At 66.3% G+C, this 14,527-nt stretch carries 13 protein-coding genes; 8 read left to right on the top strand and 5 right to left on the bottom strand.

Features of this window, described 5'->3' with window-relative positions:
• Window positions 1-163: 163 nt before the first annotated feature.
• The 5 genes from AAFP30_RS14375 (at window position 164) to AAFP30_RS14355 (ending at window position 5,368) form a co-directional block, all read left to right on the top strand.
• Window positions 164-1,105 carry a LysR family transcriptional regulator gene (locus AAFP30_RS14375; protein ID WP_419230597.1) on the top strand — a complete coding sequence of 314 codons (942 nt, stop codon included), beginning with the start codon at window positions 164-166 and terminating at the stop codon, window positions 1,103-1,105.
• A gap of 226 nt (window positions 1,106-1,331) precedes the next feature.
• The gene (locus tag AAFP30_RS14370; protein ID WP_419230596.1) at window positions 1,332-3,287 is read left to right on the top strand and encodes an APC family permease; all 1,956 of its coding nucleotides are present in this window, start codon (window positions 1,332-1,334) and stop codon (window positions 3,285-3,287) included.
• Window positions 3,284-3,988, top strand: a complete 705-nt coding sequence (locus AAFP30_RS14365; RefSeq protein ID WP_419230595.1) for an SDR family NAD(P)-dependent oxidoreductase — start codon at window positions 3,284-3,286, stop codon at window positions 3,986-3,988. Before AAFP30_RS14370 ends, AAFP30_RS14365 begins: the two co-directional genes overlap by 4 nt.
• A gap of 95 nt (window positions 3,989-4,083) precedes the next feature.
• Window positions 4,084-4,983 (top strand): SMP-30/gluconolactonase/LRE family protein, encoded by a 900-nt coding sequence (locus AAFP30_RS14360; protein ID WP_419230594.1) that lies wholly within the window; start codon window positions 4,084-4,086, stop codon window positions 4,981-4,983.
• Window positions 4,984-4,999: 16 nt separating this feature from the next.
• Window positions 5,000-5,368: a TraR/DksA family transcriptional regulator gene (locus tag AAFP30_RS14355; protein WP_419230593.1), complete on the top strand. Its 369-nt coding sequence runs from the start codon at window positions 5,000-5,002 to the stop codon at window positions 5,366-5,368.
• A gap of 7 nt (window positions 5,369-5,375) precedes the next feature.
• On the opposite strand, the gene AAFP30_RS14350 is transcribed toward AAFP30_RS14355, so the two are convergent.
• Together AAFP30_RS14350 and AAFP30_RS14345 are read right to left on the bottom strand one after the other, a co-directional pair.
• The gene (locus AAFP30_RS14350; protein WP_419230592.1) at window positions 5,376-6,089 is read right to left on the bottom strand and encodes a dienelactone hydrolase family protein; all 714 of its coding nucleotides are present in this window, start codon (window positions 6,087-6,089) and stop codon (window positions 5,376-5,378) included.
• A gap of 47 nt (window positions 6,090-6,136) precedes the next feature.
• On the bottom strand, window positions 6,137-6,466 hold the full coding sequence (locus AAFP30_RS14345) for a hypothetical protein (protein WP_419230591.1): 330 nt from the start codon (window positions 6,464-6,466) through the stop codon (window positions 6,137-6,139).
• A 98-nt stretch (window positions 6,467-6,564) separates the two neighbouring features.
• Between AAFP30_RS14345 and AAFP30_RS14340 the strand changes: the two genes are divergently transcribed.
• The gene (locus tag AAFP30_RS14340) at window positions 6,565-7,203 is read left to right on the top strand and encodes a lysoplasmalogenase (protein ID WP_419230590.1); all 639 of its coding nucleotides are present in this window, start codon (window positions 6,565-6,567) and stop codon (window positions 7,201-7,203) included.
• Between the two features lie 12 nt (window positions 7,204-7,215).
• Here the strand turns inward: AAFP30_RS14340 and AAFP30_RS14335 are convergent, their stop codons facing one another.
• The 3 genes from AAFP30_RS14335 to AAFP30_RS14325 all read right to left on the bottom strand — a co-directional run bounded on the left by AAFP30_RS14335 (window position 7,216) and on the right by AAFP30_RS14325 (window position 11,399).
• Window positions 7,216-7,644, bottom strand: coding sequence for an SRPBCC family protein (locus AAFP30_RS14335; RefSeq protein ID WP_419230589.1), 429 nt, complete (start codon window positions 7,642-7,644; stop codon window positions 7,216-7,218).
• A gap of 75 nt (window positions 7,645-7,719) precedes the next feature.
• The gene (locus AAFP30_RS14330) at window positions 7,720-9,411 is read right to left on the bottom strand and encodes an acetolactate synthase (RefSeq protein WP_419230588.1); all 1,692 of its coding nucleotides are present in this window, start codon (window positions 9,409-9,411) and stop codon (window positions 7,720-7,722) included.
• 383 nt (window positions 9,412-9,794) lie between these two features.
• Window positions 9,795-11,399, bottom strand: a complete 1,605-nt coding sequence (locus AAFP30_RS14325; RefSeq protein WP_419230587.1) for a PucR family transcriptional regulator — start codon at window positions 11,397-11,399, stop codon at window positions 9,795-9,797.
• Between the two features lie 151 nt (window positions 11,400-11,550).
• Between AAFP30_RS14325 and AAFP30_RS14320 the strand changes: the two genes are divergently transcribed.
• On the top strand, window positions 11,551-13,080 hold the full coding sequence (locus tag AAFP30_RS14320) for a CoA-acylating methylmalonate-semialdehyde dehydrogenase (protein ID WP_419230586.1): 1,530 nt from the start codon (window positions 11,551-11,553) through the stop codon (window positions 13,078-13,080).
• Between the two features lie 30 nt (window positions 13,081-13,110).
• Window positions 13,111-14,478 (top strand): aspartate aminotransferase family protein, encoded by a 1,368-nt coding sequence (locus tag AAFP30_RS14315; RefSeq protein ID WP_419230585.1) that lies wholly within the window; start codon window positions 13,111-13,113, stop codon window positions 14,476-14,478.
• Window positions 14,479-14,527: the final 49 nt, after the last annotated feature.

Here is a 14,527-nt window from a genome sequence, read left to right as displayed (position 1 = left end):
CCTTGTCTGATCGGGCCTTTCCGAGTGGCCGGCCGATGTGACAAGTGTCGTGATAATCCGATGCTCTCGTCCATACCGAGATCACGAGATCGACTCAAGGTTTATCCTTGAGACGCCCTTCTTTGAGACTCTCGAGCCCGGGCCCGAACGGAGGTCACCCCTCGTGTCTGCCACACCCATCACGCTGCAACAACTCGCGTACTTTCTGTCCGCCGTCGAACACGGCTCACTGTCTGCTGCGGCGGAGGCGAACTTCATCGCCCAGCCGAGCCTGTCCGAGCAGATCCGACGGCTCGAGAGCCATCTCGGGGTGTCACTGTTCATCCGGACCAACCGCAAACTGATCCTCACCGATGCCGCGCGCATGCTCATCCCCCACGCCCAGCGCACCATCGCCGCAGCCGAGGAGGCGGCCGCCGCCGTCGATCCGGTCCGCACCCTGTCCGGCGGCAGCGTCGCGTTCGGCACCTTCAGCAGCGCGCATCTGCTGCTCCATACCGACCTCGTCGCGAACTTCCGTGCCCTGTATCCGCTGGTCCGCGTCCGCATCGTCGAGCTGAACTCCGTCCAGATCGCCGACGCGGTGCGGGAGGGTGAGCTCGAAGCGGGGTTGGTCGCATTACCGGTCGACGACCGCGGGCTGGAGATCGGCGACGTCGCGTGGACGTCCGACGCGGTGTACCTGACCAAAGACCGCGCCCGCGCCGCTCAACCGATGACCATCAAACAGATCGCCTCAGCGGATCTGATCCTTCCCGACACCAAATGGGGCGAGATGGATCCGACCCGACGGCAGTTGCTCGCCATGGCACAGACCGCCGGAGTGTCCCTCAATCCGGTGATCGAGGTGGAATCCACCACCGTGGCCATGGAATTGGCGCAGCGCGGTATCGGCGACACGATCGTGACGCACGCGGTGGCGGAGAAGGTCGGCGCCACCAAACATCTGCATTGGGCCCCGCTGTCCCCCACCCTGAACGAGAACTTCGCGTTCATCACCCGGCGCTATGCCACCCTCTCGCCGGCGACGACCATCATGATCCGGCTGGCGCGGCAACTGCTCGCCGACATCCCTCGCGGTCGGGTTCCGGAGCGTTCGCGGTAGTCGTGCCCCGCGCCCTACCTGGTCTTTCGGATCTGTAACACACACGCAATGTGACGTGGACAACACCGCGACCTGGTCTTATAGCCATTCCCTTGAGCGGCTCGCGAATGTTGCCCCTGTACCGCGGGTACCGGTGGCCGCAGACTTTCGAACTATCCAACGTCGGATGACTACACCACCCACCTAACCGTCACCTGAGTCAGGAAGATCTCCAGGAGCGCCCGCCATGACAACGTCCAGTCCCCCCGTCACTTATGCGAGTGACACCAGATTCCAACGCAGAATGTCGCTGCAGGCCGCGATGTTCATCGGCGTCGGCGGCCAGATCGGCTCGGGATGGCTCTTCGCCGTGCTGGCAGCGGCCGGTATCGCCGGACCATCGGCGGTGATCTCCTGGATCATCGGCGGTCTGCTGACCCTGGTGATCGCGCTCGCCTGGATGGAGGTCGGTACCGCGCTCCCGTTCAGCGGCGCCATCGTCCGCTACCCCTATCTCTCCCATGGCGGCCTCACCGGCTGGCTGATGGGTCTCTCGTACTGGCTGGCGAACGTGTCGCTGCCGGCCATCGAGGCGATCGCGGCCATCACCTACGTCGGCGCGGTGTTCCCCGAACTCGGACTGCTGACCACCCGCGACGGGGTGTCCATGCTCTCGTGGCCACGCGGCATCGTGGTCGGTCTGGTGCTGATGGTGCTCTTCCTGTTGATCAACCTGTTCGGCGTCAAACTGCTCAGTGAAGCCAACCGGTGGATCACGTGGTGGAAGATCATCATCCCGACAGTGACGTTCCTGCTGCTGTTCTCGGTCTTCGAGTGGACCAACTTCACCAATCACGGCTTCTTCGGCAATGGTGGTGGAGGTCATTCCGGTGCCGGTTCGATGTTCCAGGCGGTGGCCACCTCCGGTATTGCGTTCGCGCTCATGGGCTTCCGCGGCGTCATCGACTTCGCCGGCGAGGTGAAGAAGCCGAGCCGCAACATCCCGCTGGGCACCGTCGGCTGCGTGCTGATCCCGATGACCATCTACATCGGGTTGCAGGTCGCCTTCCTCGGCGCCATCGACTGGTCCGATGCCGGTGTCGCACCGGGCGATTGGGCCGGACTCGCCTCGAGTTCGTGGGCCGACGGCCCGCTGAGCGCGGCGCTGCACGCTTCCGGATACGCCCTGCTGGGCGCGTTCGTGACCATGCTGCTCATCGACGCCATCCTGTCGCCCACCGCGGCCGGCTACCTCTATCTCGGTGGCGGTGCCCGCGTCGGCTACGGACTGGCCATCAACAAGTACTTCCCCGCCGCGCTCACCAAGATGAATCGCCATGGGGTGCCCGCGGTCTCGGCCATCGTCGCGTTCGTCGTCGGCTGCTTGTTCTTCGCGCCGGCACCGAGTTGGTACCGCCTGGTCGGCTTCATCAGTTCCGCGCTGGTCCTGTCCACACTGGCGGCGTCGGTGGCGCTGATGGTCATGCGCCGCACCGCCCCCGATCTGCCGCGGCCGTTCAAGCTGCCGGCCGCCAATGTGCTTGCCCCGGCGGGGTTTGTCGCCGCATCGCTGATCATCTACTGGTGTGGCTTCATCACCCTGGTCAACCTGATCACAATCCTGCTCGGTGCCCTCGCCGTCTACGCCGTCTGCTTCTCCACCTACCACGGGTGGACGCGCCGCGCACCGGCCACCGCCCTGAGCGTCGTGTTCCTGATCGGCTGGGTCGTCATCGCCGGCCGCAGCGGATTCGTGCTCGCAACCCCGGACACCGCACTGCGCAGCAACGGACAACTCGTCGAATACCTGGTCGGCACCATCGCCCTCTGCGTCGCCTTCCTCGTCGGCCTGCGGCTGCTCACCTCCGATGAAGGTGTCCGACACCTGCGCGGTGGCTACTGGTTGGTCTTCCTGCTGCTCGGTCAGCTGACCGTGTCGGCCATCGGCGAGTACGGACCGATGAAGGACCCGATCCTCGGCTTCCCCGCCGACACCCTCTCGGCCATGGCCGTGGGTCTGATCGCGTACTACTGGGCCCTCAAGTCCGGCTTCAAGGTCCCCGAAATGGGTGCGCTGGAAGCCGAATACATCGCCAAGGCCGAAGCCGAGGCCATCATCTCAGCCGAGAACTCGAACCTCGACGAGGAACTCGAAACCGTCGTCGACACCACTCGCACCGTCAAGGAAGCAGACACCAAATGACCGACATCGCCATCGTCACCGGAGCCGCCAGCGGCATGGGACGCGCCACCGCCGAACTGCTCGCCGAATCCGGCTACGACGTCCTCGCACTCGACCGCACCGAGACCAGCTACCCCGCCGGAGACGGCAAGGTCGAGACCGTCAGCGTCGACGTCACCGACGGCGCCGCAGTGCGCGCCGCGATCGACGCCCGCGTCGCGGCGACCGGATCGCGAGTGTCGTTGGTGGCCAACGTCGCCGGCGTCTACCCGCCCACCACACTGGAGACCTTCGACGAGGCGACCTATCGGCTCATCTTCGACGTGAACGTGCTGGGCGTGGTCAACGTGTCCGCCGCGGCGGTGCCGCACATGACCGAGGGTTCGGCGATCGTGAACTTCGCCTCGGTCGATGCGTTCACCGTCTCACCCGGCCAATTGCTCTACGGCGCATCCAAGGCCGCCGTGGTGATGCTCACCAAGTCGATGGCACTCGAACTGGCCGCCAAGGGAATTCGCGTCAACGGCATCGCCCCCGGTTGGGTCGACACCCCCGGCAACAAGGCCACCGGCCGGATGGAAGCCGCCGCCGCATCCATCCCCCTCGGCCGCGTCGCGCAGCCGCGGGAGATCGCCGGCTGGGTGAAGATCCTCGGCAGCGCCGACGCCGGGTTCATGACCGGCGAAACCGTGGTGCTCTCCGGCGGAGACGTCATCCGCTGATCCGGGAACGTGTGGGGCCGGCGCCGATTCGGTGTCGGCCCCACACTCTGTCGTATCTGCGGACGGCGCTGTCGGTTGCTGCCTATAGTCGGTCTATGAGTGCACCGCAGATCCGCACGGTCGTGTCCGAGATGTCCTTCACCGAATGCCCGCGCTGGCACGAAGGTCGCCTGTGGTTCGTCGATTTCTACACCCACAGCGTGAACTCGGTGAACGCGGACGGCTCGGATCTGCGCACCGAACTCGAGGTGCCGGCGCAACCGTCGGGCCTCGGCTGGCTGCCCGACGGCCGGCTGCTCGTCGTCTCGATGAAGGACCGCACGATCCTCCGGGTCGAGGCCGACGGGACGGTGCAGGTGCACGCCGATGTGAGTGGGTTCGTCGGCGGACACCCCAACGACATGGTCGTCGACGAGCAGGGCCGCGCGTGGCTCGGGAACTTCGGCTTCGACCTCATGGCCGGCGCCGACCTCGACACCGCCGACCTCCTGCGCATCGACCCTGACGGCACCGTCACCGTCGTCGCCGAAGGGCTCTTCTTTCCCAACGGCAGCGTCGTCACGCCCGACGGCACCACGTTGATCGTCGACGAAACCTTCGGCAACCGCATCAGCGCGTTCACCATCGCCGCCGACGGCTCGCTGAGTGATCGACGCGACTGGGCGAGCTTCGCCGAACCGCCGACGACCCGGGTGCTCGGCGAGGCGTTGGCCGGAGCATCCGTCGGACCCGACGGCTGCGGCCTCGACGCCGACGGTTGCCTGTGGGTCGCCGACGCACTGGGAAATCGGGTGATCCGTGTCCGCGAGGGCGGCGAGATCGTCGACGAGATCACCGTCGGCACCGGGGCTTACGCGTGCATGATCGGCGGGGACGATGGTAAGACGTTATTCATCTGCTGTGCACCGGATTTCGACGAGCACGCTAGGTCGGCGGCGCGGGAGGCGACGATTCGGGCGGTCGAGGTTTCGGTCGGGCATGCCGGGAGGCCATGACCTCGGAGGAATCGGTGTGAATCCCACGGATGAGCAGTTGCGTGCGACGCTGATCGCTGAACGCGCGCGAACGCTGGCACTCATCGATTCGCTGTCCGCACGGTTGAAAGCCGTCATCGACGCCACCGCCGATCAGGCCGCCGACGACGAACACGACCCCGAGGGATCGACGCTGGCCGTGGAACGCGGCGAACTGGTCGCCCAGGTCGAACGATCGCGAGTGCGTGTCGAGGAGATCGACGGTGCGCTCGAGCGATTGGGCCACGGAAACTACGGGCGGTGCGAGAACTGCGGGAAGCCGATCGATCCAGAACGCCTCGAGGTGCTCCCCGCCGCCCGTCAGTGCATCGACTGCGCGATGCGGGGACCGACGAGACGGTGGTGAGTGCGGGTCAGTCGGTTGGCAGTAGGCGGCGCAAGAAGTCTTCGGTCCGCTGCCACGCCAGCGCCGACGCATCGGGGTGGTGGAACGCGGGATTCGGGTTGTCGAACGCATGGTTGGCGCCGTCGTAGCTGTGCCACTCGACGTGCGGCCCATCGATGGCCTGCCGCACCCTGTCCTGGACATCGAGCGGGATGAAGGCGTCGGCCGTACCCCAGTGATGCAGGCTGGGCACCGTAACCGCGCCCACCGAATCGACCTGGTCCGGGATCGACGATCCGTAGTAAGAAATGAGGAGGGCCGGATTGGTCTGCGCCGCAACAGCGAACGCGACTCCCCCGCCGAAACAGAAGCCGATGAGGCCGACCGGGCCGGTGACCTCGGGACGTTCCGGAAACCAGGCCAGTGTGGCAGTGGTGTCGGCGATCGCGTGCGCCAAACCGACACGATTGGCCGCGCCCATCCCTTCGGCCAGGATGTCATTGATGTCGCCGTCCTCGGCGGTGGCGACCACCCCGATCCGCCAATACAACTCGGGCACGGCGACTACATACCCCAGCGCGGCCAGATCGGCTGCCCGATCACGAATATAGGCCGAGACACCGAAGATCTCTTGCACGAGCACCAGCCCCGGCCCGGAACCCGATGGTGGGAGGAAGAGCTCGACGGGCAGTTCGCCGTCGTCGAGGGTGAGGTGCATGGTTTGGGTGGGAGTCGACGACATCCCCCGATCATAGGCAGAGCAATGCGCGCTCTACTCAGAATCGGGACTCACGCAGGTGAATCCCCTGTGGTCTCCGTATCTGCCGCGAGTGCTGGATCGTTGACGACCATGCGCCAGAACGAGTTCGGTAGCTCCTCGCCGCGCCGCAACACAATTGCCAGGCCGGTGGCCATGGCGATGCCCAGCAGACCCAGCCACAGTCCGGTCATTGCGATCAGCACCACGGCGATCGTTCGGGCGAGCGGCCACGGGTCGAGGATCGCCACTGCCGGGGCGAAGAAGAACCCGACACCGATGTACCACGCGGATCCGGCCTTGTCGCAGCGCATCACGGTCAGCAGCCAGGGCGGGGCAACGGTATCGGGTGGGGATGCCATGAGATGCTCCGTTCGTCGTCGTAAACCCAGTGGACTCCAGTGGAGGTCATCGTGTCGATTACCTGAGAGGTCATGCGCGACGCTGACATGATGGGTCGGTGACACGAGTTCGGTTGGCGTTCTGGGTCTATGCGACGGTCGCGCTCATCCATGTCCTGGCGCTCACGGTCGGTCCGGAGGGGTTGGTGTACTCCACCAAACTGCTCCTGATGCCGCTCCTCGCGGTCGCCGTTGTGCTCACGCCAGGGCTACCTGCGCCGCGGGCCGCGCGGTGGCTGTTGCTGGCCGGGATCGGCCTGTCCTGGCTCGGCGACGGCGCGGCGTTCTTCTTCCCGTTCGCCGACGAACTCCCCCCGATGCTGCTCTGTTTCGGCTTGGCGCACATCGCCTACATAACGCTGTTCGCCCGCTACCTGCGGCGCGGACCACTGCCCCGATGGTCGGTGATCTACGGCGTGTGGTGGGTGGCGATGGTTGCCGCACTCTGGCCGCACCTCGGTGGACTCGCTGTCGCAGTCGCCGCCTACGGGTTGGTGTTGGGCGGCACCGCCGTGCTGGCCAGCGCGTGCGGGCGGATCATCGCGTGGGGTGGCGCGTTCTTCCTCGTCTCCGACACCATCCTGTCGCTGCGACTGTTCGTGCCCGATCTGCTGCCGGAGAGCATCGGCAGTCCCGCCGTCATGGCGACGTATGCGCTGGGACAGGGACTGATCGCCTGGGGTGCGGTGCGCGAATGACGCAGTGCTCCATCACCGGAGTGCGGCGAGGTTGTCGATCGATTGGCGCACATCGGATTTGATGACCCGCGCGACCAAGCGGCCGACGGGCCCGCTCAGCAGCCCACCGTCGAGGCTTGCGTGCAGATCGAACTGGGAACCGGATTGGATCTCGGTGACCGTCATACGAAGGGTGATTCGAACCCCACCGCGTCCGTGCCCCTCGAGCGCTATCGCCTGGGGCGCATCGTATTCGGTCACCGTCCAGTGGATGATGTTGCGGAACCCCTTGACGCGGATCAACGACGACACCTGGGCTCCGGTCGCCAGTTGGTCGGGCAGGTCACTGCGCCACCCACCGAAGATGGTCATCCATTCGGGAAACCTCGAGAGATCCGAGGCCAACTCCCACGCTTTCTGCGGAGCGAGATCCGAGGCGATACTCACGTCGACGTCTGCCATGCACACCTTCCGAGCGGATTGCGGTCTGTCCTGCCGACAGTACCGATCAGGTGTGCAACGGGCAGCGGGGTGAGTTCAGATGCCGAACGTGCTGCGCGGATATGGTGCGTTGACGTCGGTGATGACGTTGACCAGATACGGGACGTTTGCGGCGAAGGCACGATCGAGGGCGGCGCCGATCTGCCCGGGATCGGTGACCGTCTCTCCCGCACCGCCAAGTGCCGTCACCACTCCGTCGTAGGCGGTGCGCGGTGCCAGATCGGCGGCCACGTCGTATCCGTAGAGCATCTGCATCGGCTGCTTCTCCAAGCCCCACGCGGAGTTGTTGCCGCACACCATCACGACCGGTAGCTGGTGGCGCACCAGGGTGTCGACGTCCATCAGCGACATCCCGGCAGCCCCGTCGCCGAGCAATAGCACCACCTGGGCCGACGGCCGGTGTAGCCGGGCGGCGATCGCGGCACCCAGTCCGGCTCCCAGGCAGCCGTAGGGTCCGGGATCGAGCCAGCCGCCGGGCTGCTTGGGTTCGACGAACTTACCGGCGAACGAGACGAAGTCACCGCCGTCGCCGATCACGATGGAATCGTCGGCCAGTCGCGGGAGCAGTTCGCCGTAGATGCGGGCTGGGTGGATCGGGTCGGCGGTTGCGGTCAGCAGGTCGGCGTCGCGGGCCGCGGCGGCCGCCACCGCCTGCTGCAGCGACTCGACCCACGCCGACCAATCGGGCCGATTGCCCCGTCGCTCAACGGCTTCTCGCAACCCATCGAGGATCAACGTGAGGTCGCCGGCGGCCGATCCGGTGAGTTCGGCATGCCCGGAAATCTGTCCCGGCGAATCGGCCAGGTGCACGACCCGCGCCGGAGACGTGCCGTCTTTGCCGCCGAAGACCCCGTACCCGAGCCGGAAGTCGAGTGCAGTGCCGGCCACGATGACGAGATCGGCGTTGTTGAGTGCCTGCCCGCGGGCTTTCGTGACCAGGAGCGGATGTCCGCCGGGAATGATCCCGCGTCCCATCCCGTTGGTGATCGCCGGCAGGCCGAGCCCGTCGACGAGCCGCAGCGCCGCATCCTCGGCGCCATCGGCCCAGACGTCGGTGCCGATCACAAGCACCGGCTGGAGCGCGGAACCGAGCAGTTCCCCAATTGCGGCAAGGGCGTCACCGTCGGGCTCGATGCGGGTGCGTGTCGGCGTTCCCGGACGTTTCGACGTTGCGGTGCTGAAGAATTCGTCCATCGGCACATCGACGAACACCGGGCCCCGATGCGGTGCGCCGGCGACGGTGAAAGCCTCGTGCACACCCGCGGCGACGTCGGCGGCGGTCGGTAGGGTACGGGCGAGCTTGGTGACGGGCGCGAGGATCGGCGGCTGATCGAGCTCCTGCAGCGAACCGGTCCCCCACCGGTTGGCCGGCGCCCGCCCACCGACGACCACCAGGGGCGATCCCGCGAACTGTGCCTGCGCGACGGCACTCACCCCGTTGGTGACACCGGGCCCCGCGGTGAGGACCGCCAAGCCCGGCGTGCGGGTGAGCTTGCCCGTCGCCTCGGCTGCAAAAGTGGCGGTCTGTTCGTGGCGGACGTCGAGGATGCGCATCGGTGGGTCCGCGTTGACCGCGCCGTCGTACATCGGAAAGACGTGTGCACCCGACAGCGTGAACATCGTCTCTACACCGTGGGCCCGGGCGACCGCGACCGCGTGCACGCCGGCGTGGGCTTCGATGGCCTCCGACGACGTGATTGGCTGTTCGTTGTGCTGGGTCTCGCTCATGATTGGAGGCTAAACGGCGGGAGCGGCGCTCGTGTGGGAATCCGACGGCAGCGTCTCCACCGTATTCGCACTGGGTCGCGTATGGACTACGACGCGGTCTGACGCTGGAGCAATTCGGCGACTCGTCGACAGACAGGACGGCCGGTTCGCTTGCTTGCGGTGAGCGCGACTTCCGCCGCCGCGACTCGTGCGCGCTGCAACGTTCGTCGCTACCGTACGAACTCTGGCGCGGCGGTGCGGTGTCCTGGTCGAGAACAATGAGTTCTTGCCCCACCGCGGCGACTCTGTGCTCACTGACGGTACGGCGGTCACCGTCCTTGAGATCGATCACCAGGTCGGTTCCTTGGGTCGACCGACTGAGACGTGTCCTTTGGCGAGAGGCGTTACACCCGAGACTTCGCGCCGTCGTTGACCAACAGCGCCACATGCAGCGATGTCATCGACTCGCCGTCGGCGAGGTCGACGTCGAGGATCTCCTCGATCCGCGCGAGTTTGGCGTAGAGCGATGGTCGGCTCATGTGCAGGCGAGATGCCAGCGCCGACTTGTTGCCCGCCAACTCCAGGTAGCCGCGCAACACCTCGACGAGTCCGCCTCCATGTTCGATGTCGTCGAGCAGCAGGTCGCGGAGTTCGGACTCGGCGAACCGGGTGACGCGCGGGTCGTCGCGCAGCTGGGAGAGGAGGCCCCGGATGCGGATGTCGGCGACACGGAAGGCCACTCGTTCGGTCGGTGGCATCGAGGCGGCGACATCGGCGACGTGGGACGCGCCGGCGAGGTCGCGGACGGCCGGGATCAGTTTGCGGGCGGGACTGCCGACCCCGACAACCGCACCGCCGTAACCGGTCGTGCGGTCGATGTCTCGACGAAAGGTGCGGGCCAATGTCTCGAGTACCTGTTGCCGCGATCGCGCTCGACTGGTGTTGAGGGACAGAATGATTCGGACCTCACCGGCGTCGCGGACGGAGAAGATGCCGGTGTGTCCGGCCGAGCGGACGGCGCGGACGGTGACGTCGAGTAGCTGAGTGGTGAGTCGTTGGGTGGCCACCGGATCCACCTCGGCCGGCCAGTGCGGCACGAGCAGCGACACGGGCACGTACTCCGCGGCGGGACGTAGTCCGAGGGCGGATGCGCGGGCGGCGACGTCGTCCTCGTGGCGCAGTCGTTCGGCGAGAACGTCTTCGATGAGGCCGGCCTGGGCCTGGCGTTCGAGGTCGAGGCGGCCGCGTTCGGCCATCCGGTGCATGACCAGTGCCTGGGCGCCGCGTTCGAGCACCATCGCGGTGCGGGCGTCGTCGGCGGACGGGTCGAGGGCGATGAGTCGCGCCCACTGATCGTCCCCCTGACCCACCGGCACGACGGACCAGTTCTCCGTGCGCGAGTCCTCGGTGGACGCTTGCAGGCGCGACCGACGCTCCCAGTTCTGCAACAGCAACGTGGCCTGCGCGCCGGCCGATGCGACGGCCTGGTGGGTGAGGTTCTCCAGCACGACCGGTGTGCCGAGCAGATCCGCGACCGATGCGGTGATCTCCGCGGGTGCGGCTCGGCGCATCGTCAGTTCGGTGAACACCTCGTGGGTGGTGCGCGCAAACTCGACCTCGGCGTACTGCTCGGCCACCAGCGCCCGGTGCACTTCCTCGGTGACATCGACGAACCTGATCACCCGCCGCAGCACCACCAGTGCCAAACCGACCTCAGCGGCTACCTCACCGATCTGCGCCAGCACACGGGAGTCGGCGCCGGTCATCTCGGCGACCACCGCGACCACGCCCGCTCGAGCCATCCCGTCGAGATACTCGCGGGGTGCAGCGCGGAGAGCATCGCCGGTGGTGAGCACCAATTCCCCGCCCTGCAGCAGACTCGACAGGTCTGCGACGTCGCTGACGTGGACCCATCGGACTTCACGGTCGAAACCCTGATCACACAGGGTGGTGGGTTCACCGCTCTGCAGTACCGGGAGGTCGATGATGTCGCCGACAGTCAGGGGCATAAAGCAAAGTGTAAAACTCTGAGCAGAACTCTTTACAAATCATCAGGCATCAGATGGTGCTGGATGTCTCAGACTGGTGTCAGGTCGGCAGCGTCGCCGCTCAACGTGTTCCCCACTACCGGACATACGGTCCTTCACTCGAGGAGTCCTCATGACCCAGACCATCCAGCATTGGTGCGACGGCAAGCTGTTCGCCGGCGATTCTTCCGCTACTGCGCCGGTGACCAACCCGGCGACCGGCGCCGTGACCGGTGAAGTGGCACTGGCCTCTGTCGCCGACGCTCGCACCGTCATCGACTCGGCGGCCGACACCTTCGCCGAGTGGCGCGACACCTCGCTGGCCAAGCGCACCGCGGTCCTCTTCCGTTTCCGCGAACTGCTCAACGAGCGCAAGGGCGAACTGGCTGAGATCATCACCGCCGAGCACGGCAAGGTCCTCTCCGACGCCCTCGGCGAGATTTCCCGCGGCCAGGAAGTCGTCGAGTTCGCCTGCGGCATCCCGCACCTGCTCAAGGGTGGCTACACCGAGAACGCCTCTACCAACATCGACGTGCACTCGGTGTCGCAGCCGCTGGGACCGGTGGGCATCATCTCGCCGTTCAACTTCCCCGCCATGGTCCCGATGTGGTTCTTCCCCGTCGCCATCGCCGCTGGTAACACCGTCGTCCTCAAGCCGTCGGAGAAGGATCCGACCGCGGCGATCTGGCTGGCCGAACTGTGGAAGGAAGCCGGTCTGCCCGACGGCGTGTTCAACGTCCTGCAGGGTGACAAGGTCGCCGTCGACGAGTTGCTGACCAACCCGAAGATCAAGGCCATCAGCTTCGTTGGGTCCACCCCGATCGCCCAGTACGTGTACTCGACCGGCACCGCTGCCGGCAAGCGCGTCCAGGCCCTGGGCGGCGCCAAAAACCACGCCATCATCCTCCCCGACGCCGACCTGGATCTCGCGGCCGACGCGATGGTCAACGCCGGATTCGGTTCCGCCGGTGAGCGCTGCATGGCCATCTCGGTGGCCGTGGCCGTCGGTGACATCGCCGACGATTTGGTCGCCAAGATCACCGAACGCGCCACCACGATCAAGACCGGTGACGGCACCAAGGACTCCGATATGGGTCCGCTGGTCACCAAGGTGCACCGCGACAAGGTGGCCTCCTACGTGGATGCCGGTGAAAAGGCCGGAGCCACCGTGGTTCTCGATGGCCGCACGGTGCAGGCGAACGGTGGAGCTGACGGATTCTGGCTCGGACCGACCTTGTTCGACAATGTCACCCCCGACATGAGCATCTACACCGATGAGATCTTCGGACCTGTCCTCTCGGTCGTGCGTGTCGAGTCCTACGACGAGGCGCTGGAGCTGATCAACTCCAACCAGTACGGCAACGGCACCGCCATCTTCACCAATGACGGTGGCGCGGCACGTCGTTTCCAGAACGAGGTGGAGGTCGGCATGGTCGGCATCAACGTGCCGATCCCGGTCCCGATGGCCTACTACAGCTTCGGCGGCTGGAAGGCCTCGCTGTTCGGTGATTCGCACGCCCACGGCACCGAGGGCATCCACTTCTTCACCCGCACCAAGGCGATCACCACCCGCTGGCTCGAAACAGCCGCTGTGATCACCCGCCCCGCTCGCTCCGCTCCCGGCGGCGAGGGCCTGAACCTGGGCTTCCCCCAGAACGCCTGAGCCACGGCACGATTCCAGGAGAGAACTGAAATGACGATCGATACCACTCTCGCGGCTCCCGAGCTGGATCTCGCAGCGGCGCAACGTGCCTACGAGCTCGACCGCAAGCATGTCTTCCACTCGTGGTCGGCGCAGGCCAAGATCAACCCGATGACCATCACCGCCACCGACGGCTGCTACGTCTGGGACGGCGACGGTAACCGCCTGCTGGACTTCTCCTCGCAGCTGGTCAACACCAACATCGGACACCAGCACCCCAAGGTGGTCGCGGCCATCGCCGAGCAGGCCGCCAAGCTGTGCACCGTCGCGCCGCAGCACGTGAATGAGGCGCGGTCGGAAGCCGCTCGGCTCATCGCCGAGCGCACCCCCGGGGACCTGAACAAGATCTTCTTCACCAACGGCGGTGCCGACGCCAACGAGCACGCGGTCCGCATGGCCCGTCTGCACACCGGACGTCGAAAGGTGTTGTCGCGGTATCGCTCCTACCACGGCGGCACCGACACCGCGATCAACCTCACCGGTGATCCGCGGCGCTGGCCCAACGACTACGGCGACTCCGGCGTCGTGCACTTCTTCGGTCCGTTCCTCTACCGGTCACGCTTCCACGCGACCACCGAGGCAGAGGAATGCGCCCGCGCCCTCGAGCACCTCGACGAACTGATCCGCATGGAAGGGCCGTCGCAGATCGCGGCGATCATCCTCGAGTCCATCCCCGGCACCGCCGGCATCATGATCCCGCCGCCCGGTTATCTCGCCGGTGTCCGCGAGATCTGCGACCGCTACGGCATCGTGTTCATCGCCGACGAGGTGATGGCTGGATTCGGTCGTGCCGGCAAGTGGTTCGCCATCGAGCACGCCGAGGGCGTGGTGCCGGATCTGCTGACGTTCGCCAAGGGCGTCAACTCCGGGTATGTGCCGCTCGGCGGCGTGGCGATCAACAATGAGATCGCGGCGACCTTCGATGAGCGTCCCTACCCCGGTGGTCTCACCTACTCCGGGCATCCGCTCGCCACCGCGGCGGCAGTAGCCACCATCAACGCGATGGTCGACGAGCAGATCGTGGAGAACGCCGCCCGCATCGGTGAGGAGATCCTCGGTCCCGGGCTCGCCGAGATCGCGGCACGGCACCCGAGTGTCGGTGAGGTCCGCGGCAGCGGTGTGTTCTGGGCGATCGAACTGGTCGCCGACCAGGCCACTCGCGAACCGCTCGCCCCCTACGGCGGTACCAGCGACGCGATGAACCGGGTTCTGGCCGAATGCAAGTCGCGTGGCCTGCTGCCCTTCGCCAACTTCAACCGCATCCACGTGGTGCCGCCGTGCATCGTCACCGACGAGCAGGCGCGTGAAGGACTCGCGATCATCGACGCCGCGTTGGACGTCGCCGACGCTGCACTCTGACCCCACCAGCGGAACGGCGTTCGACCTTTCCGAAACTAACCTCATCCAT

The sequence above is a fragment of the Gordonia sp. CPCC 205515 genome (assembly GCF_048537925.1).
GTDB lineage: Bacteria > Actinomycetota > Actinomycetes > Mycobacteriales > Mycobacteriaceae > Gordonia.
The sequence above is the reverse complement of the archived record's forward strand: the minus strand, read 5'-3'. Positions and strand labels throughout refer to the sequence as shown.